The sequence below is a fragment of the Corynebacterium sp. HMSC036D02 genome (assembly GCF_001836165.1).
In the GTDB taxonomy this organism is placed as follows: Bacteria; Actinomycetota; Actinomycetes; order Mycobacteriales; family Mycobacteriaceae; genus Corynebacterium.
Genome location: NZ_KV827680.1, coordinates 16334 through 33520, shown reverse-complemented (window position 1 = coordinate 33520; position 17187 = coordinate 16334). Strand labels below are relative to the sequence as shown.

Annotated in this window: 18 protein-coding genes; 7 read left to right on the top strand and 11 right to left on the bottom strand. The window is 63.2% G+C overall.

Translation table 11 applies throughout. The features are described from left to right. The first annotated feature begins 47 nt into the window (after positions 1-47). Complete coding sequence (locus HMPREF2743_RS06600) at positions 48-788, top strand: hypothetical protein (protein ID WP_070524585.1); 741 nt, start codon at positions 48-50, stop codon at positions 786-788. Here the strand turns inward: HMPREF2743_RS06600 and radA are convergent. Continuing rightward, positions 775-2157, bottom strand: a complete 1383-nt coding sequence (gene radA / locus HMPREF2743_RS06595; protein ID WP_070744588.1) for a DNA repair protein RadA — start codon at positions 2155-2157, stop codon at positions 775-777. The genes HMPREF2743_RS06600 and radA overlap by 14 nt on opposite strands. A 203-nt stretch (positions 2158-2360) precedes the next feature. Beyond that, positions 2361-2936 (bottom strand): hypothetical protein, encoded by a 576-nt coding sequence (locus HMPREF2743_RS06590; RefSeq protein WP_070524581.1) that lies wholly within the window; start codon positions 2934-2936, stop codon positions 2361-2363. 288 nt (positions 2937-3224) lie between these two features. On the opposite strand from HMPREF2743_RS06590, the gene HMPREF2743_RS06585 reads away from it, so the two are divergent. Genes HMPREF2743_RS06585 through rlmB form a run of 5 tightly spaced genes read left to right on the top strand, consistent with a single transcriptional unit; the run spans position 3225 to position 7472 of the window. After that, the gene (locus HMPREF2743_RS06585) at positions 3225-3809 is read left to right on the top strand and encodes a CarD family transcriptional regulator (protein ID WP_010188874.1); all 585 of its coding nucleotides are present in this window, start codon (positions 3225-3227) and stop codon (positions 3807-3809) included. Continuing rightward, positions 3781-4542, top strand: coding sequence for a 2-C-methyl-D-erythritol 4-phosphate cytidylyltransferase (gene ispD, locus HMPREF2743_RS06580; RefSeq protein ID WP_070818424.1), 762 nt, complete (start codon positions 3781-3783; stop codon positions 4540-4542). Before HMPREF2743_RS06585 ends, ispD begins: the two co-directional genes overlap by 29 nt. Beyond that, positions 4535-5017: a 2-C-methyl-D-erythritol 2,4-cyclodiphosphate synthase gene (gene ispF, locus HMPREF2743_RS06575; protein WP_070524577.1), complete on the top strand. Its 483-nt coding sequence runs from the start codon at positions 4535-4537 to the stop codon at positions 5015-5017. Before ispD ends, ispF begins: the two co-directional genes overlap by 8 nt. 47 nt (positions 5018-5064) lie before the next feature. Then, positions 5065-6486 (top strand): cysteine--tRNA ligase, encoded by a 1422-nt coding sequence (gene cysS, locus HMPREF2743_RS06570; protein WP_070818423.1) that lies wholly within the window; start codon positions 5065-5067, stop codon positions 6484-6486. 41 nt (positions 6487-6527) lie between these two features. Beyond that, positions 6528-7472 carry a 23S rRNA (guanosine(2251)-2'-O)-methyltransferase RlmB gene (rlmB, locus tag HMPREF2743_RS06565; RefSeq protein ID WP_070818422.1) on the top strand — a complete coding sequence of 315 codons (945 nt, stop codon included), beginning with the start codon at positions 6528-6530 and terminating at the stop codon, positions 7470-7472. A gap of 134 nt (positions 7473-7606) precedes the next feature. Here the strand turns inward: rlmB and HMPREF2743_RS06560 are convergent, their stop codons facing one another. Genes HMPREF2743_RS06560 through HMPREF2743_RS06545 form a run of 4 tightly spaced genes read right to left on the bottom strand, consistent with a single transcriptional unit; the run spans position 7607 to position 11185 of the window. Then, a complete protein-coding gene (locus tag HMPREF2743_RS06560; RefSeq protein ID WP_371441230.1) occupies positions 7607-8425 on the bottom strand; it encodes a CE1 family esterase in 819 nt (272 codons plus the stop codon). Positions 8426-8436: 11 nt separating this feature from the next. Beyond that, positions 8437-9381, bottom strand: coding sequence for a metal ABC transporter permease (locus HMPREF2743_RS06555; protein WP_210400247.1), 945 nt, complete (start codon positions 9379-9381; stop codon positions 8437-8439). Next, the gene (locus tag HMPREF2743_RS06550) at positions 9359-10060 is read right to left on the bottom strand and encodes a metal ABC transporter ATP-binding protein (RefSeq protein WP_070818419.1); all 702 of its coding nucleotides are present in this window, start codon (positions 10058-10060) and stop codon (positions 9359-9361) included. The genes HMPREF2743_RS06555 and HMPREF2743_RS06550 overlap by 23 nt, the downstream gene beginning before the upstream one ends. Next, positions 10061-11185 (bottom strand): metal ABC transporter solute-binding protein, Zn/Mn family, encoded by a 1125-nt coding sequence (locus HMPREF2743_RS06545; protein WP_070818418.1) that lies wholly within the window; start codon positions 11183-11185, stop codon positions 10061-10063. Between the two features lie 72 nt (positions 11186-11257). Here HMPREF2743_RS06545 and HMPREF2743_RS06540 point away from each other — a divergent pair, with 72 nt between their 5' ends. After that, the gene (locus HMPREF2743_RS06540) at positions 11258-12343 is read left to right on the top strand and encodes a LacI family DNA-binding transcriptional regulator (RefSeq protein WP_070818417.1); all 1086 of its coding nucleotides are present in this window, start codon (positions 11258-11260) and stop codon (positions 12341-12343) included. Here HMPREF2743_RS06540 and otsB read toward each other — a convergent pair. Genes otsB through HMPREF2743_RS06515 form a run of 5 tightly spaced genes read right to left on the bottom strand, consistent with a single transcriptional unit; the run spans position 12340 to position 17146 of the window. Then, on the bottom strand, positions 12340-13083 hold the full coding sequence (gene otsB, locus HMPREF2743_RS06535) for a trehalose-phosphatase (protein WP_070744576.1): 744 nt from the start codon (positions 13081-13083) through the stop codon (positions 12340-12342). The genes HMPREF2743_RS06540 and otsB overlap by 4 nt on opposite strands. Before the next feature lie 31 nt (positions 13084-13114). Then, positions 13115-13639, bottom strand: coding sequence for a hypothetical protein (locus HMPREF2743_RS06530; RefSeq protein WP_070524558.1), 525 nt, complete (start codon positions 13637-13639; stop codon positions 13115-13117). After that, positions 13636-15057: an alpha,alpha-trehalose-phosphate synthase (UDP-forming) gene (locus HMPREF2743_RS06525; protein WP_070818416.1), complete on the bottom strand. Its 1422-nt coding sequence runs from the start codon at positions 15055-15057 to the stop codon at positions 13636-13638. The genes HMPREF2743_RS06530 and HMPREF2743_RS06525 overlap by 4 nt, the downstream gene beginning before the upstream one ends. A 2-nt stretch (positions 15058-15059) precedes the next feature. After that, positions 15060-15419 carry a hypothetical protein gene (locus tag HMPREF2743_RS06520; protein WP_070524555.1) on the bottom strand — a complete coding sequence of 120 codons (360 nt, stop codon included), beginning with the start codon at positions 15417-15419 and terminating at the stop codon, positions 15060-15062. 50 nt (positions 15420-15469) lie between these two features. After that, on the bottom strand, positions 15470-17146 hold the full coding sequence (locus HMPREF2743_RS06515; RefSeq protein WP_070818415.1) for a threonine/serine exporter ThrE: 1677 nt from the start codon (positions 17144-17146) through the stop codon (positions 15470-15472). Between the last annotated feature and the right edge of the window lie 41 nt (positions 17147-17187).

Below are 17187 nucleotides of genomic sequence, written 5' to 3'. Positions count from 1 at the left end.
CCCCGGGCTGGCCCGGGTTAGGCTTCGGTCCCCTTAAACTAAGAGCTGTGACTGAGCCATCCCGTACCCCGAAGCAGCTGCCGCGAGAGATCTATGTGCGCCGTCGCGTCGCCGCGCTCGTGGCGATCTTGGTACTCGTGATCGTTCTTATTTGGGCTGCCACCGCGCTTTTTAGCGGTTCGGAGGAACCGGGAACGGAATCGCAGCAGGCAGCGGCTTCGGATACCTTGGCACCTTCGAAGGAAACCACCTCGCCGGTCGAGACAACCGAGTCCACCGCGGCCGAGGGATCCGCTGAAGCCTCGGAATCTGCTGAGCCGAAGGAAGGCGAGCAGGACAAGGAAGCGCCATCGTCTGAGGCGAAGCCGGGGGAGTTGACCGTCGATCCCACCAAGAAGACGTGTTCCCTCCAAGACCTCAAGGTGCTGGCCAAGACTAACGAGGACAGCGTTCCGGCCGATAAGATGCCGACCTTCTACTTGGAGGTCTTTAACCCGACGACGGCAGATTGCTCCATCGATCTGGATGAGGAACAGCTGCGCTTCGAGGTTTACAAGATGGGCTCTAACGAGCGCGTGTGGGCCGATACCGATTGCTATGCCTCGGTGGAAACCGGCAAGCAGACCTTCAAATCCGGTGAGACCCGCTACTTCCAAGCGGATTGGTCCCGTAAGCGCTCCGAGCCAGGCAAGTGCACCGACCGCGAGGACGCTGAGCCAGGTGCTTATTTCTTGCACTCCGTCATCGGTGAGAACTACTCCCCGGCGCTCCCCTTCAATCTGCTTTAAGCGCAGCGATTGCTTCGCTTAGCGTCGCTGCCTGGCGCACCTGCATGCCCCCGCTGACCTCCACCTTTCCGGGCGGGACGATGGCGTAGCGGTAACCCAAGCGGGTAGCTTCCGCCAAACGGCGGTCTAAGTTGGGCACGCGGCGCACCTCGCCGGCGAGGCCAACCTCCCCAATGACCACGGTCTTCGGCGGCAAAGGCCGCTCGTGCAAGGAGGACCACGTGGCAAGGGCCACTGCAAGGTCCGTTGCCGGTTCCTGAATCTTCATGCCGCCCACCGTGGCCACATAGGCATCCTTGTCATTGGTGCGTTCGCCCGCGCGGGCCTGCAACACCGCGAGCACCATGGGAACGCGGTTGGCATCAAGCCCCGTCACCACGCGCCGCGGGTTCTTCGCCACTGGATCTACGGTGAGAGCCTGGACCTCAGCCAGAATCGGGCGCACACCATCCATGGCGACGGTCACCGCCGAGCCATCCGGGGTGCTGCCGCGGTGGGAGAGGAAGAGGCCAGAAGGATCCGCGACCTCCCGAATACCGGCCGCAGTTTGCTCGAAGCAACCCATCTCATCGGTGGCACCGAAGCGGTTCTTCAGGCCCCGGAGAAGGCGCAGGGAGGATTGACGGTCACCTTCAAAATTCAGGACGACGTCCACGAGGTGCTCAAGCACGCGCGGGCCGGCGACGTTGCCGTCTTTAGTCACGTGCCCGACGAGGAGGATGGGGATGCCGGTGGTTTTGGCCAGCGTGGTCAGGGCAGCGGTCACCGCGCGCGACTGCGCCACGCCGCCGGCCACGCCTTCGACTCCGGCGGCGTGCATGGTTTGAACGGAGTCCACGATGAGCAGGCTGGGTTTGAGCTGCTCCACGTGCCCAAAGACAACGTCGAGGTTCGACTCAGCCGCGAGGTAGAGCGTCTCGTGCAAAGCCCCTGTGCGTTCAGCGCGGGCGCGGACCTGCCCGGCGGATTCTTCTGCGGTGGAATAAAGTGCAGTGCGTCCTAGCTGCGCCCAGCGGGAAGCGACTTCAAGCAGGAGTGTGGATTTGCCGACTCCCGGCTCACCCGCCATGAGCACCACCGAACCGGGGACGATGCCGCGGCCCAAGACTCGGTCAAGCTCCCCAATGCCGGTATTGATGGCCTTCGTTGCTGACGCGCCCACTTTGGTTATCGGCACCGCCGGGCTCGTCGGTGTTAGGCCTGTGGGACGGCGCCCAGACACCGCAGCTTGGGCAGCAGTACCGCTCTCTGCCGCCGCGGTTTCCTGAAGCGTTCCCCAAGAGCCGCACTCGGGGCAGCGGCCAAGCCACTTGGGGGAGACGAAGCCACACTCGGAGCAGGTGTGGACGGGACGAACCTTTTTTGCCATGCTTCTCACTCTAGTAAGCCGCGTGGACATCGACGTCAGCCTGCAGGACGGTGCAGGCCATGTACCGCGGGACGGCTCTTCTTCTCTCTCTTAACGCTATGTAAAAACGTAAAAGAAACCGCCCCACCTGCCAAAGTTTTCCCGGAACTTTGAATCGCGGGCTGCAACTTTGGCAGCTGGGGCGGTTTCTATGAAGAAAAGGCCTACTTGTTCTCGGCGTAGCCCTCGGTGGACTGCGGGTCGCGGTCATAGTTGCCGGACTGCAGCGGGGAGGCAGACACGGTGGCATCAACCTCAATGGTGCCGGTGTTGAAGGTGAAGGTCACCGGGCGGGAGCCGCCAAAGCCATAGTCCTCATTCTCCAGGGAGGTGGTCACGTAGGTGATCTTTTCGTCCTTGCCATCCTTGGGGAGGCGGTCCAGGTTCGCCTGGGAATCGGCGTAGAGGGCATGATCACGCGGAAGCGGCTCGACGCCTTCCAGAGGGACGTCCTGGCCATCGACGCTGACGGACTCGAGGGTAACGTCATCAACCTTGTAGCCCTGGTTAACGGCGACGAACTTCAGGGAGGTCTCACCGGTGTCCGGCTCAACCTGAATGGTGACGTCACGTACGGCCACCTTGCCATCTTCGGAGCTTGCGGATGCGCCGTCGACAGCAATCACCTTTTCCGCGGTCTGCGCAACATGACCGGCCGAGCAGGACGCCAAGGCCAGCGCGGAGAGGGCGGTAACTGACATGATGGCACCGCAGCGAGCGGCGGACTTCAGGGACTGCACTGTGAGTGTCCTCCATTGAATTGCGATCACAAAGCTTATCAACGCTTTAGCCTAGTACCTCTGGGGGGAAAGCACACAGTTTCCGCTAAACCCCTTGGGTAGACCGGGGGTAGCCGGGCTTTATATCAGCCGCCATTGTGGTGTAGTGCAGTCAGTGCGCAGCACCTGGGCGGGGGAGGAGGGGTAGAAAGCAGCGTGCTAGAATAGACTCCCTGTATATGCGGCCCACCGAGAGTACGCCGAGCGCACACGATGGGCATCGTCTCAAAGGCTTCACAAGGAGTGGCAATGGAATTTAAGGTCGGAGAGGTCGTCGTCTACCCCCACCACGGCGCCGCCAAGATTACGGCGATTGAAACGCGGGAGATGGGCGGCGAGGAGCTCGAATACCTCGTTCTCCAAATCAACCAGTCCGACCTGGTGGTCCGTGTGCCTTCCAAGAACGTTGAGATGGTGGGCGTGCGCGATGTCGTGGGCAAGGAAGGCCTCGAGAAGGTCTTCTCCGTTCTGCGCGAAGTAGACGTTGAGGAGGCCGGCAACTGGTCCCGCCGCTACAAGGCTAACCAGGAGCGCCTCGCCTCCGGCGATATCAACAAGGTGGCGGAAGTCGTGCGTGACCTGTGGCGCCGCGACCAGGACCGCGGCCTGTCCGCCGGCGAGAAGCGCATGCTGGCCAAGGCCCGCCAGATTCTGGTCGGTGAGCTCTCCCTTGCCAAGCCGGTTGATGAGAAGAAGGCTGACACCATGATGGAGGAAATCAACGCCACCATCGAGCGCCACCGCGCCGCCGGCCTGGTGGAGGACAAGTCCATTACCACCGACATTGACAATGACGTCGATCTCGATGACCTCTCCTTCGACGACGAAGACTAATACCCGTTCCACCGCCCGCGTCATTGCTCTCGTCGCGGCCGCCGGTCAGGGGACGCGCCTCGGGGCCGAGGTTCCCAAGGCCTACGTGGAGCTGCGCGGGCGCACCCTCTTGGAGCGCTCCGTTCGGGCGATGATCACCTCCGAATTCGTTGATGAGATCATCGTGCTGGTCAGTCCGGCCATGGAAGATTATGCCGCCAGTATCCTCAACCGCATCGATTCTGATGTTCCCGTGCGCATCGTCCACGGCGGGGGTGAGCGCGCCGATTCCGTCTGGGCGGGTCTGCAGGCCATCCCGGATGAGGATGCCGTGGTGCTCATCCACGACGCCGCCCGTGCATTGACGCCGCCGGGGATGATCGCGCGCGTCGCCAAGCGCGTGCTCGACGGTGCCACCGCAGTCATCCCGGTCCTTCCCGTGGCGGACACCATCAAAGAGGTGGAGGGCCAGACGGTCCTGTCCACCCCGGACCGTTCCCGCTTGCGTGCCGTGCAGACGCCGCAAGGTTTTGACCTGGCTGCGCTGCGCCGCGCCAACCTAGACTATTGGGCGCAGGACCCTGACTTCGTCGCCACCGATGACGCCAGCCTCATGGAATGGCACGGCGAGCGCGTGGAGACCGTGCAGGGAGATACCTTCGCCTTCAAGATCACCACCCCCATCGACCTCGTCCTGGCCAAGGCCGTGACGGATGAGGCCGAACCGACCATCTTCGAGGTGCCTAGTGACTAACCCGATTATCCCGCGTGTGGGAATCGCCACCGACGCCCACCAGATCGAGCCCGGAAAGCCCTGCTGGATCGCAGGTCTCCTCTTCGAGGACGCGGATGGCTGCGAGGGCCACTCCGATGGTGACGTGGTGAGCCACGCGCTTGTCGACGCCCTGCTCTCCGCCTCCAACCTCGGCGACCTCGGCTCCTTCGTCGGCGTGGGCCGGCCAGAGTACGACGGGGTCTCCGGTGCCCAGCTGCTGCGCGAGTGCCGCGAGTTGCTGGAGAAGGAAGGCTTCATTATCGGCAACGCCGCCGCACAGTTGGTTGGACAGAGCCCCAAGATGGGCCCGCGGCGGAAAGAAGCCGAGTCCGTGCTGACCGAAATTCTCGGTGCCCCAGTGTCCGTCTCTGCGACGACGACGGATCATCTCGGTTTCACCGGCCGTAAGGAGGGCCGCGCTGCCGTGGCAACCGCCGTGGTCTGGCGCGCCTAAGCCGTCTCGCGCTAGCCGCCGCGCCCGAGTCAATTAGACTAGGCCGGGTGAGTACTTTGCGCATTTTTGATACCGCCACCCGCAGCCAACGTGAGTTCGAGCCGGTTCGCCCCGGCCACGCGTCGATCTACCTGTGCGGTGCCACCCCGCAGTCCCAGCCGCACATTGGGCACCTGCGCTCCGGCGTTGCCTTCGACATCCTGCGCCGCTGGCTTAGCGCGCAAGGCTATGACGTGGCGCTCGTGCGCAACGTCACCGATATCGATGACAAGATCCTCACCAAGGCTGCTGAGAATAACCGTCCTTGGTGGGAGTGGGTATCCACCTATGAGCGTGAGTTCACCAAGGCCTATAACACCCTGGGCGTTCTGCCCCCTTCCGTGGAGCCACGCGCGACGGGATTTGTCACCCAGATGGTGGAGTACATGCAGCGGCTGATCGATGCCGGCTTTGCTTATGCCGTGCCTAACGGCACGGCGGGGGGAGAGGAAGATTCTGGCTCCGTCTACTTTGATGTCGCCGCGTGGAATGCCACGGAAGGCTCGGACTATGGCGCGTTGTCTGGCAACCGCGTCGAGGATATGGAGCAGGGCGAGTCGGATGCCGTGGGCAAGCGCAGCCCGCAGGACTTCGCGCTGTGGAAGGCGGCTAAGCCGGGCGAGCCGTCCTGGCCCACCCCGTGGGGCAAGGGCCGCCCGGGCTGGCACTTGGAGTGCTCCGCCATGTCCACCTACTACCTAGGCGGCGAATTCGATATCCACTGCGGCGGCTTGGACCTGCAGTTCCCGCACCACGAAAATGAGATCGCGCAGTCCCATGCGGCGGGGGATAAGTTCGCCAACTACTGGATGCACAACCACTGGGTCACCATGGCCGGTGAGAAGATGTCGAAGTCCTTGGGCAACGTCCTTTCTATTGCGAACATGCTGGAGATCGTCCGCCCGGTGGAGCTGCGCTACTACCTGGGTTCCGCGCACTACCGCTCGGTCCTCGAATACTCCGAGGCAGCGCTGACCGAAGCTGCGGCTGGCTACCGCCGCATCGAGGATTTCGTGGGCAAGTTCGAGGGCGTCGAGAAGGGCGAGTGGACTCCGGCCTTCGAAGAAGCGATGAATGATGACATCGCTGTGCCGAAAGCGCTGGCGGAAATCCACACCACTGTGCGCGCGGGCAATAAGGCGCTCAGTGAAGGCAACCGTGAGGAGGCCGAGCGCCTCGCTGGGGCTGTGCGCGCTATGGCTGCGGTTCTTGGCTTTGATCCACTTGATGAACAGTGGAAAGATAGTGGCGAAGAAAGCGGCGCTGAAGCGGCACTGGACGTCCTCGTCCGAGCCGAATTGGAGCGTCGCACCACCGCCCGCGCAGAAAAGGATTGGGCTACTGCGGACGCCGTGCGCGACCGCCTTGCAGCCGCGGGTATTAGCATTACCGACACCGCCGACGGCCCCACCTGGTCCCTGGCGGATTAACCGTCCTTGGCATAAGCCGAGGACAACAAAGGAGAAGAATTATGGCACGTACCCATGGCCGCGGCGGCGCAGGTATCCGCAAGACGAATAAGAAGGGTGCTACCAAAGGCTCTGGTGGTCAGCGTCGAAAGGGCTTGGCCGGCAAGGGCCCCACGCCCAAGGCGGAGGACCGCGTCTACCACGCCAAGCACAAGGCGAAGCTGGAGCGCGAGCGCCGTAACTCAGGCCGTCACCAGAAGGAAACCGCGGAGATGGTTGTTGGCCGCAACCCGGTCATCGAGTGCCTGCATGCCAAGGTGCCTGCTACCTCTCTCTACATCGTGCAGGGCACGCGTAATGATGCCCGCCTGTCCGAGGCAGTAGCCATGTGCAACACCCGCAACATTCCGATTCTCGAGGTCCAGCGCCACGAGATGGATCGCATGACCGGCAACGGCATGCACCAGGGCATTGGCCTGCAGATCCCGCCATATAAGTACGCTGATGTTCATGACCTGATGGATCGGGCCCGCGATGCTCAGGAGCCGGGCATGTTCGTCATCCTCGATAACATCACCGATCCGCGCAACCTTGGCGCAGTCATCCGCTCCGTCGCGGCCTTCGGCGGCCATGGTGTCATCATCCCGGAGCGCCGCTCCGCCTCCGTCACCGCGGTGGCCTGGCGTACTTCCGCCGGCACCGCCGCGCGCCTGCCAGTAGCGCGCGTGACCAACGTGACCCGCACGGTTCAGGATTTCCAGAAGGCCGGCTACCAGGTCGTCGGCCTCGATGCGGGAGGCGAGCACACACTCGACACCTATAGCGGTGGCACCGACCCCGTTGTCATCGTCATCGGCTCTGAGGGCAAGGGCATTTCGCGCCTCGTCCGCGAGAACTGCGATGCCATCATGTCCATCCCCATGACGGACTGGGTGGAATCCCTCAACGCCTCCGTGGCGGCCGGTGCGGTCCTTTCGGAGTTCGCCCGGCAGCGTCGCGCACAGTAGCGCGCGGCAGGACTGATGCTTTACGCGCCGCGTCCACACGGCACTGACCTACCTGCCAAACTTCTCCGCGCTGATTCAGATCTGGCCAGATCTTTGGCAACTCGGGCAGTTGTGGCCGTGTGTGGACTTTGCAGCTAAGAAACGCGGGCGAAGAAATCTTCCACCACATCGGCGGCCTGAAAGGCGTCGGTGTTGGGGCCTAGGCGTGCATCGAGCTGGTTGCCAGACGGGATGACATGCCCGGTCCCCTCCATGGTCCACAGCTCCACAGGGTTCTCACCCGCCCATGTTTGGGTGCTCACTGACTCGTAGGGGTGGGTCAGTTCCGGCTCTCCAGATAAGCCATTGAGCTGTGCCAAGCGCGCGGCCGTCCAGGGCGCTGAGGTCACCTTTCCGCGCGTGCGGGTTGCATCCAACCCAGCAACACCGCCCTCATAGGGCGCGAGCGGATCAGCGGTTCCGTGCATGAGCAGAACCGGGGTGGGCAGGTAGGCCGAATCCGGGTTGCTCGGCGCGTGGTTGGAGCCGGAACCGAGGGTGGAGGCGAAGATACAGGCGGCGTCGAGAAGCCCGGGGGCGTCGAAAAGCAGGCGCAGCACCATCTGGCCACCGTTGGAGTAGCCACAGGCAAACGTGCGCTGTGTGCCGTAGCGCTTCTGAGCCAGTTCCACGAGGGTGCGGGCAAAGGCGACGTCATCGACGCCGAGCTCCCGAGCCTTGACCGGCAAGGTGCCGCGAGCATCGTTGAAGTGGCGGTCCACGCCCTCCGGATAGATGATGACGCGGCCGGTGCGCTGGGCCATCTCATCGAAAGTATTGGCTGTAAACCTCCGCATGACGCTGCCCGATTGCAGCGAACCGTGGAAGAAAAGGATCAGATCCCCGCCTGGCTCAGGGGGCTCCACGATGATAAACGTGCGGGTGCGGCCATCGAGTTCCAGGGATTCTTTCACGGGCAGATAGTTTAGTCGGTATGCGCGCAGTTCTCGTCGTGGGTGCTTGTGTGGTGCTCTTCGCCTGAGTCTTTGTGCTCGCGGTGGAAGCGTGCAGCAGCGATGTCATCGCGCACCGCAGTGCGCCCGCGCAGCCAGCCGATGAAGCGGCAGGCCAGGTAGATGATGAAGGAAATCGTGGTCACAAACACCGATACCGGAAGGCCGGGTGCTAGGGAGAGCAGGAAGCCGCCCACGGCAGAGACTTCCGCGAAGATGGTGGACCACATCACCGCGCGCAGCGGGGAGGAAGTAATCTGTACCGCCGCAGCACCCGGGGTGATGAGCAGCGCCATGACGAGCAGGGAACCGACGATCTGCACGGATTGCGCGGCCGTCAGGCCCACGAGGATGGCGAAACACACCGCCAGAGACTTCACCGGCACGCCGGCGGCTTGAGCCATGACGGGGTCTGCAGAGGCGAAGAGCAGCGGGCGCCAGAACAGCGCCACTACGGCGACGATGATGGCGGTCGTGGCGGCGAGCAGCCACACCGACGCGGAGGAGACACCGACGATTTGCCCGGTCAGCAGCGTCATCGCGGTCTTGGCGTTGCCGGGGTAGAGGTGCAGGAACAGCACCGAAAGACCCAGGCCGAAACTCATGACCACGCCGATAGCGCTGTCTTGTTGGCCCTTGAGCCCCAGCACCGCCAGGATGATGGCCGCGACGATGGCGCCGGCAATCGCACCGAAGCCGATGTTGAGGCCGAAGAGCAAAGCGGCGGCCGCGCCCATGAGCGCGAGCTCAGAGGTGGCGTGCACGGAGAAGGACATTTGGCGCAGGACGATGAGCGAGGTCATCACTCCGGACAGGATTCCGAGCAGGGCGCAGGCGATGAGCGAGGATTGCACGAAATCAACGCCCAGCAGGTACTGGGTATCTTCGATGAACTTAGACAACGATGAGCCTCCCATCGACGTTGAGGACGGTCACGGAGGAGCCATAGAGCTCCGAGAGCACCTCGGAGCGCATGACCTCATCGACCGTGCCGAACATGTGGCCATTGGGTGCAAGGTAGAGCACCTTATCCACCACGCCCAGCACCGGGTTGATGCCGTGGGTAACGAAGAGCACGGAGGTGCCGCGCTCGTGGCGCCAGGCATCGAGCTTGGTGACGGTCGCCTGCTGTCGCGCCGGGTCCAAGGACAATAGCGGCTCGTCCGCGAGGATGAGTTCTGGGTCGTTGGCTAGGGCCTGGGCCTGGCGGATGAGCTGTTGCTGCCCGCCGGAGAGCTGGCCCACGCGGCGGTTGGCAATTCCGGTGGCGCCGACCTCGGCGAGGAGTTCATCGACGCGTCCCCGGGCAGGGAGCCGGTTGCGCAGCGTGCCGTGGGCGAGGGGCAGCGACACCAGATCCCGGGCGCGTAGCGGCAGGTCCTGCGGGAACATCCTTTGCTGTGGGATAAAGCCCACGCGGCACGTGACGTCCACGCTGCCCGCGGTGAGCTGGCGGGTGCCCAGGATAGTTCCCAGCAGCGTGGATTTGCCCACGCCGTTGGGGCCTAAAACGGCGATGAACTCGCCGCGGTCTACGGCGAGGTTCATGTCAGACCACAGTGGTTCTACTGCGGCATTTTTAAAAGAGATGAGCACTTACACAGCCTCGAGTGCGTTGACGACTTCTTCGTAGTAGTCGAGGAAGTTGGTCTCCTCCGGCGGGGTTTCGCCAATCTCTACGATCGGGATGTTCTTGTCCTCGGCGGCGGCGCGGATGCGCTTGGTCATGTCGGTTTCGGTCTGCGGGTTAAAGATGAGCAGGTCGATCTTGTCCTGCTTGATGCCCTCAAGGAAGCGGGCCAAGTCGGCGGCGGTGGGCTCGCTTTCAGCGACGGTGGCCTTGCGGTAGCCCTCCGGGGTGGCGTCGGTGCTGTCGGTGTACTTGAAGATGTAGTCCGCGATGGGCTCGGTCTGCGCGTAGTTGCGCTGCGGGAGCTTCTCGATGCGTGCCTTCAGGCCCTCTACGCGCTCGACTAGCGGATCAGCAGTGGCCTTGGCTTCCGGGTTGGTTTCGTTAACGAGCTCGGCCACTTCGGTCGCCACCTTCTCGATGGCTGCGGCGTCGTACCACACGTGCTCGTTGCCATCGATGTTGGTGATCTGCTCGGGGTGCTCGGCGGCGATCTTCTTGGCCTCGTCCATGGTCACGGTTTCGCCTTCATGAGCGTGGTCATGATCATGACCTTCTCCATGGTCATGCTCGTCATGACCATGTTCGTCGTGGTCATGCGCGTGTTCCTCGTGCGCATGGTCGTGTTCCTCTCCATGACCATGTCCGTCATGGTCGTGCGCATGGTCGCCATGGTCATGCGCGGTGAGCGGGAGCGCGTGAATGATCTGGTCCTGATTCTTCACAGCCTGGTAAAGCCATGCATCGTAGCCGCCGCCACCTGCGATGATGACGTCGGCTTCGTTGGCGCGGGCGATATCCGCGGCGGTGGGCTCGAAGTGGTGTGGGTCCACGCTGTTACCGCTCACGATGGGGTGGACGTCAATGTTGACGTCGGTCTGCGCGGTGTTGACCACCGCCTGGGCCACGTCAGCCCAGATGGAGGTCGAGGCGACGACCTGGATTGTCTCCTTATCGGAACCGGCATCCGAGCCGCCATCGGCGTTATCGCCGCTGGAGGAGCAGGCGCTCAGCGTGGCGGCGCCCAGGGTGGCGGCGAAGAGGAGGGCGGTGGGACGTCGGAAAGCACGGCGTGAGAAGGAAGTGGTCATGTCCCTATTTCTACGCTTTAGTGAAAATTGTTGTCAAATGATAATGAGTTGAAAACGGGTAACCTTACCGTCATGTCTAAACGCAGCACGACGCTGGCCTCCTTGGCCGCCGAACTCGGGGTTTCGCCCACCACGGTGTCCAACGCGTATAACCGCCCAGACCAGCTGGCGCCTGCCACTCGGGAGCGCATCCTCGCCGCGGCGGCTGAGCGTGGCTACACAGGACCGGATCCCACGGCGCGCAGCTTGCGCACGCGCCGCCAGGGGTCGCTGGGTGTCCTGCTCACCGAGCACCTGTCCTATGCCTTCGAGGACATGGCCTCGGTGGATTTCCTCGCCGGCATGGCGGAGGCCTCGGCAGGAGCGAGCACAACGCTTACCCTTATTCCCGCTGGTCCAGATACCGTCGGTGTTCCTAGTGACGCCCAGGCAGCGCAGCTCGTAGGGTCGGCTGCCGTCGACGGTTTCGTGGTCTATTCCGTGGCGGCGGGTGATGCTTACCTTGAAGCAGTGCGGCGCCGCGGCCTGCCGGTGGTGGTGTGCGACCAGCCCACAGACTCGGGCCTGCCCTTCGTGGGCATCGATGACCGCGCCGCGATCGCTCCGGCGGCGCAGGCGCTTGTCGACGCCTCCCATACCCGCATCGGCATCCTTGCCATCCGCCTACACCGCGAACGCCTCGACGGCGAAGTGACGGCCGCGCAACTGGCCGCGGCGGATATGCACGTGCAGCGCTCACGTGTATTGGGTGCACTCGATGTCTTCGGGCAAGCCGGCCTCGATCCTGCACGTATCCCCGTGGTGACGCGCCATATCAATGATCCGCGCACCGCCTATGCGGCTGCGGAGGAATTGCTGACTAGGCACCCGGACCTCACCGCGGTGTTGTGTACGACGGATTCGATGGCGCTCGGTGTTATCGCTTATGCCCGCGATCATGGAATTGCGGTGCCCGAGCAGCTTTCTGTCACCGGATTCGACGGCATTGCGCCCGCCCTGGCGCTGGGGCTGAGCACCGTCGTGCAGCCGAACAAGGAGAAGGGGGCGGCGGCCGGGCGCATGCTGGCCCGCCTCATCGAGGGGCGCGGCGAGGTGCCGCGCACACTGTTGCCGACTACCTTTCAGTCTGGGCGGACCGTGGCCCCGGCTGGGGCTTAAGCGCTGTGCTGCGCGCGGGCGGCGGCGAGCTCTTCGAGGAACTCCGTCACCGCCGCGATATCGGGCACGCGCAGCGCCGCCTGCGTATCGCCCTCACCGACCTTGACACCGAGGTCCGGCGGCTGGTTGAGCACGGCGAAGCCGTCCTCGTCGGTGGTGTCATCCCCTAAGAAGACCACCGCCGTGGCGCCGACGCGCTGGCGGAGGGCCGCTATCCATGTGCCCTTCGTGGCCTGCGTTGCGGAAAACTCGACGACGCACTTGCCCGCAGTCTTGGGGAAACCATCGGCGCTTAGTGCCTCTCCCTCCGCATATGCTGCGGCCGCGGCGTCCGGGTCCTGCAATTCCAATGCGCGCAGGTGCAGCACGCGCTGGAAGGGCTTGATTTCCAATTCCGCGCCGGGGTGGCGGGCAATAATTTCTTTGAGCTCTGTTTCCTTCTTAGCCAGATGCGCTTCCATTTCTGGGGTGAGGGCGGAATTCTCCCACGAGGACTCAGCTCCGTGTGAGCCGCCAAAAAGCACCGGTTCGCGCAGCGGGCACACCTGTTTTAGGCCCTCTAGGTGCCGGCCAGAGAGCACCGCGGCGGTAGTGTTCGGGAGTTGAGCTAGGGCGGCCAGGGCATCGAGCGAGCGCTGCTCTGGGCTTACTTCATATGCGTTACGGGCAAAGCCTGCCAAGGTGCCATCAAAGTCGGAAACGACCGCGAGGTGTTCAGCGGAGGCAAGGGCATCAATCATGGTCCCCACCCTAGCGCTGAAATCTTCAGGGCTACAGTGAGGCCATGCGGATGATGGGGGAATCCACCTTGTCGGTGCGCAGCGTCAAGACCAGTTGATTGTTGGGGTTAAGGGAAAAGTCAAATTCATGGCCTTCGGCGATGAGGTTGCGCATGAGCGAATCGGCCCACTGCACCGAGCCCTCACAATCAACACTGCGCGGCGGGCTCTCGTAGATGGCTTTCTCCACCCGCATCACATCGCCCTCCCAGATGGTGGAGGCCTTGTCATCCTTGTGGAACGAAACCTCAGCAGTGAAGGAGACACAGCCAGTTGAGCCCACGGCGGTGTGCTCGCCGAAACTCATGTGCGGCACCTGCGCGGTGTCGTCCGGAATGGTGGAAGGAGCATCAGGGGAGGTATAGAGGTTGATAACCTGCCAATCCTTCCCCACAATGCGGTCGTCGCCGCGTGGGGTAGGTTCCTCCTCCGTGGAAGCGCACCCGGCTACCCCAAGCGCGAGCAGCGCAGTGCTGAGCACAGAGGTGAGCGCTGCAGCTGTTCGGTGCTGCGTCATGCTTGCTCCTGGTTTAACGCGCCGAGGAAGGACTGCGACCACAGCGCGATATCGTGCTGACGGACTTGCTCGTTCATAGCAATCATGTGCTCGCGCATGGTCTCGGGGGATTCCTCCAGCGCCTTGACCGCGGAGAGTAGCGCGCGCTTGATGGACTCGATGTCGAAGGGATTGCACAAGTTGGCTTGGGTGAGCTCTGCTGCAGCGCCTGCGAATTCGGAGAGCACGAGTGCGCCGGAGCCATCGCTGTGGGAAGCCACGTATTCCTTGGCCACCAGATTCATGCCGTCCTTGAACGGCGTGACCAGCATGATGTCCGCGAGCCGGTAGTAGCGCCGCAGGACGTCCTTCGGCACGGAACTGTGCTGGTAATGCACCACCGGCGCGCCGAGGCGCCCAAAGCGTCCATTGATGCGGCCCACAGCTTCCTCCACCTTCGAGCGCGTGGCGCGGTAATGATCGATGCGCTCGCGCGAGGGAGTAGCCAGTTGGACGAAGGTTACTTCTTCCGGATTCAGTGCCCCGGTCTCGAGGAGTTCCTCGAAGGCAGTGAGGCGCTGCAGGATTCCCTTCGTGTAATCCAAGCGGTCGACCCCCAAAATGACGTGTGCGGGGTTGCCCAACTCAGCGCGGAGCTGGGCGACGTCCTCTGCATCGCCACCCTCAGCGAACTCACTCGCCGCAATGGAGATGGGAAAGGCCCCGACCCCGACGGAATGACCGCTATTCGTCACGATGTGGGCGGTCACCTCGCGGGTACTGACCTCGCCTTCTACTGTGAGGCCCTGAGTGCGGGCCAGCTCCAAGAAATTGCGGGCGTTGGACTCGAGGTGGAAGCCGATCAAGTTGGCGTCGAGAAGCCCCCGCACCAGCTCCTCACGCCACGGCAACTGGCGGAAGAGATCCGGGGAGGGGAAGGGGATGTGGAGGAAGAAACCGATAGTGAGATCGGGGCGCAGCTGGCGCAGGATGCCAGGCACGAGCTGCAGCTGATAGTCCTGCACCCACACCGTGGCATTCTCCGCAGCGACGGCCGCCACCTCGTTGGCAAAACGCAGGTTGACCTCGCGGTAGGTGTCCCACCAGTCGCGGTTATAGATGGGGGTGACGATGAGGTCGTGGTAGAGCGGCCACAGGGTGGCATTGGAAAAGCCCTCGTAGAAGGCCTCAAAATCCTCCTGCGTCAGGCGCACCGGGTGAAGCAGGACACCGTTGTCGGTGGTGAAAGGCTCGGGAGCCTCGTCGGCCACGCCGGGCCAGCCCACCCAGCAGCCCTGGTGTTCTTCTAGGACAGGGGAGAGCGCGGTGACGAGGCCCCCAGGGGAGGCCTTCCACTCGCGGGTGCCATCGGCGGCGGTCTCGAGGTCCACCGGTAGGCGGTTGGCCACGACTACGAAGCTATTGCTGCGCCCGGACATAACTAGGCCTTCTTCGCGGCCTTTTTAGTTGCCTTCTTTGTAGCCTTTTTGGTCGACTTCTTCGTGGCCTTCTTGGTGGCTTTCTTCGTAGCCTTCTTCGTCGTCTTCTTGGTGGACTTCTTGGAGGCCTTCTTCGTTGCCTTCTTGCTGCTCTTCTTCGGAGCGGCATCGGCTTGCTCAGCCAAAACCTTGCGGTGGACCAAGCCTTCTGGTTCGACGCCCAGCATCGACATGAGGGTCACGCCGTCGAGGAAATCCTCCGCATAGGTGGCGACGACGCGACGCGCGGCGCGGGCGGTCTCTTCCTCTACTGCATGAGTCTGATCAGCGGCGGGCTGAGTATCTGTGACCTTTGGTGGCACGGAGTCCTCCTGGGATGAAGTGTGAAAGCTTTCAGACCGGCTATTCTACGCTATTGCGACGCCGATGGGGCGCTCGGGTCATCTTTGCCGGGCACCGTGTAGGTGGGGCGCTGCGCTGGAAATTGCGTGGTGACGGGCCACATGTCCGTGACGGCATCGCCCTGCTGGAAGCGCGCCTGCTGTGCAGGCGTGGGCGGTTTGGGGCCGTACTGCGGAGGTGGGGCCGGCAGGTTGTGGCGCGGAGCGAAGGGCGATAGGGGGACGCGCGGAATGCGGGCGCGCTGGGCCAAGCGGGTAGCGCGCGAGAAGGAGAACGTGCCCAGGCGCTTGAAGGCGGTGTACGGGCGGAAGTACTGCGGGCGGCGCAGGCGGCGGGCCACTCGCTCGCCGAAGACCACGCCAGCGGCTAGTGCACCGGCAATGGCGAGGGCGCTGGCCAGGTTGGTCAGACCGGTAATGAGCTGTTCGTTGAGCATGGCGTACATGCCGCGGTACAAAGTCAGGCCCGGCAGCATGGGGGTATAGCCCACGATCATGGTGATGAGCGGCGGCATCATGTAGCGGCGGGAGAGGAGACCACCGGCGAGGCCGACCGCCACGGCCGAAATACCGGAGGCGACGACAGCTCCGACGCCCAATAAGACGACGAGGAAATAGTAGAAAACCATACCGGCGGCCGCGGTGAGCCCAGAGATGGTGACCTCGGACCACGAGGCTCCCAGCGCTAGTGCGAAGGCGGCGGAACCGATTCCACCGCACAGCACCAGAAGGGGGATTTGGTGATAGACGGGCGGGGCGAGTGTCGCCAGCGGCGGCAGGCTGAAGCCCAACCACGCCGCCACCTGGATACCTAGGCCAACGCCGGCGATGATAGCGCCGGTGGACATCAAAGCCTCAAAGAACTTGGCGGATGAAGTCACGGGCGCGCGCGTGATGCCGTCCACCAGACACTGCACCAAGGTCAGGCCCGCCACCAGCACGATGATGCCGGAACCGATGATTTGGGAGGGCAGCATTTGGATGCCAAATCCCGCGAAGACGTTGTAGAGGATGGCGGCAGGGACAACGGCGAGCAGGCCGCCGACGAGGTTTTGATAAAAGGGCGGCAAGCGATAGTCCGCCAGGAACATGTTCGTGCCCATAATGAGTGCTGAAATGAGGAAGGTGACAACACCGACGAGAAGGTCGCCGCCCAGCATCACGGCGATGAATCCACCCATGGCACCCCATGCGCTGACGATGGTGGTTTTGGAATAGGGGTTCTTCATCGCGTCGATGTCATCCAGGATTTTTTCCGCCATCGCCGGCGGGGTCGCACCGGAGTGGATGGAGCGGATGAGCCGGTCGACGGCGGAGAGTTTGGTGAAGTCCACGGCGATGCTCGGCGCTACACGGAAGACGTGGAGGTTGTGCCTATCCGGCCCGGTGCCGATGGAGGTGTGGATAGTGATGGTGTTCATCAGAATCGACACGTGGCAGTAGTGAAGGCCATATGAGGATGCGACGAGGTGAATCTGCGCCTGCACGTCGGTATTGGCTGAGCCCGCTGCAATGAGGATTTCACCAACGCGTGCAGCGATCTCCATGACGCCGGTGACCTGGGCCGGATCGGTGAGATCGACAGGGGCGAGAGGGGAGGGCGGTGGTGCGGCCTTAGCGGCGTCAATGGTGGCGACCGGAGCCGACCGGTACAGCAGGCGCTGGCGCAAGGAAGAAAGAACAGACACGGAAAAGATAGACCTCAACAACACTTCTGGGTTCGGTAAGT

Excerpts from the sequence above, each read along its gene's own strand:
- HMPREF2743_RS06545 (WP_070818418.1), bottom strand. The coding sequence starts at position 11,185 with ATGACCACTTCCTTCTCACGCCGTGCTTTCCGACGTCCCACCGCCCTC.
- otsB (WP_070744576.1), bottom strand. The coding sequence starts at position 13,083 with ATGATTGATGCCCTTGCCTCCGCTGAACACCTCGCGGTCGTTTCCGAC.
- ispD (WP_070818424.1), top strand. The coding sequence starts at position 3,781 with ATGACCTCTCCTTCGACGACGAAGACTAATACCCGTTCCACCGCCCGC.
- HMPREF2743_RS06525 (WP_070818416.1), bottom strand. The coding sequence starts at position 15,057 with ATGTCCGGGCGCAGCAATAGCTTCGTAGTCGTGGCCAACCGCCTACCG.
- HMPREF2743_RS06585 (WP_010188874.1), top strand. The coding sequence starts at position 3,225 with ATGGAATTTAAGGTCGGAGAGGTCGTCGTCTACCCCCACCACGGCGCC.
- HMPREF2743_RS06540 (WP_070818417.1), top strand. The coding sequence starts at position 11,258 with ATGTCTAAACGCAGCACGACGCTGGCCTCCTTGGCCGCCGAACTCGGG.
- radA (WP_070744588.1), bottom strand. The coding sequence starts at position 2,157 with ATGGCAAAAAAGGTTCGTCCCGTCCACACCTGCTCCGAGTGTGGCTTC.
- rlmB (WP_070818422.1), top strand. The coding sequence starts at position 6,528 with ATGGCACGTACCCATGGCCGCGGCGGCGCAGGTATCCGCAAGACGAAT.
- HMPREF2743_RS06530 (WP_070524558.1), bottom strand. The coding sequence starts at position 13,639 with ATGACGCAGCACCGAACAGCTGCAGCGCTCACCTCTGTGCTCAGCACT.
- HMPREF2743_RS06555 (WP_210400247.1), bottom strand. The coding sequence starts at position 9,381 with ATGGGAGGCTCATCGTTGTCTAAGTTCATCGAAGATACCCAGTACCTG.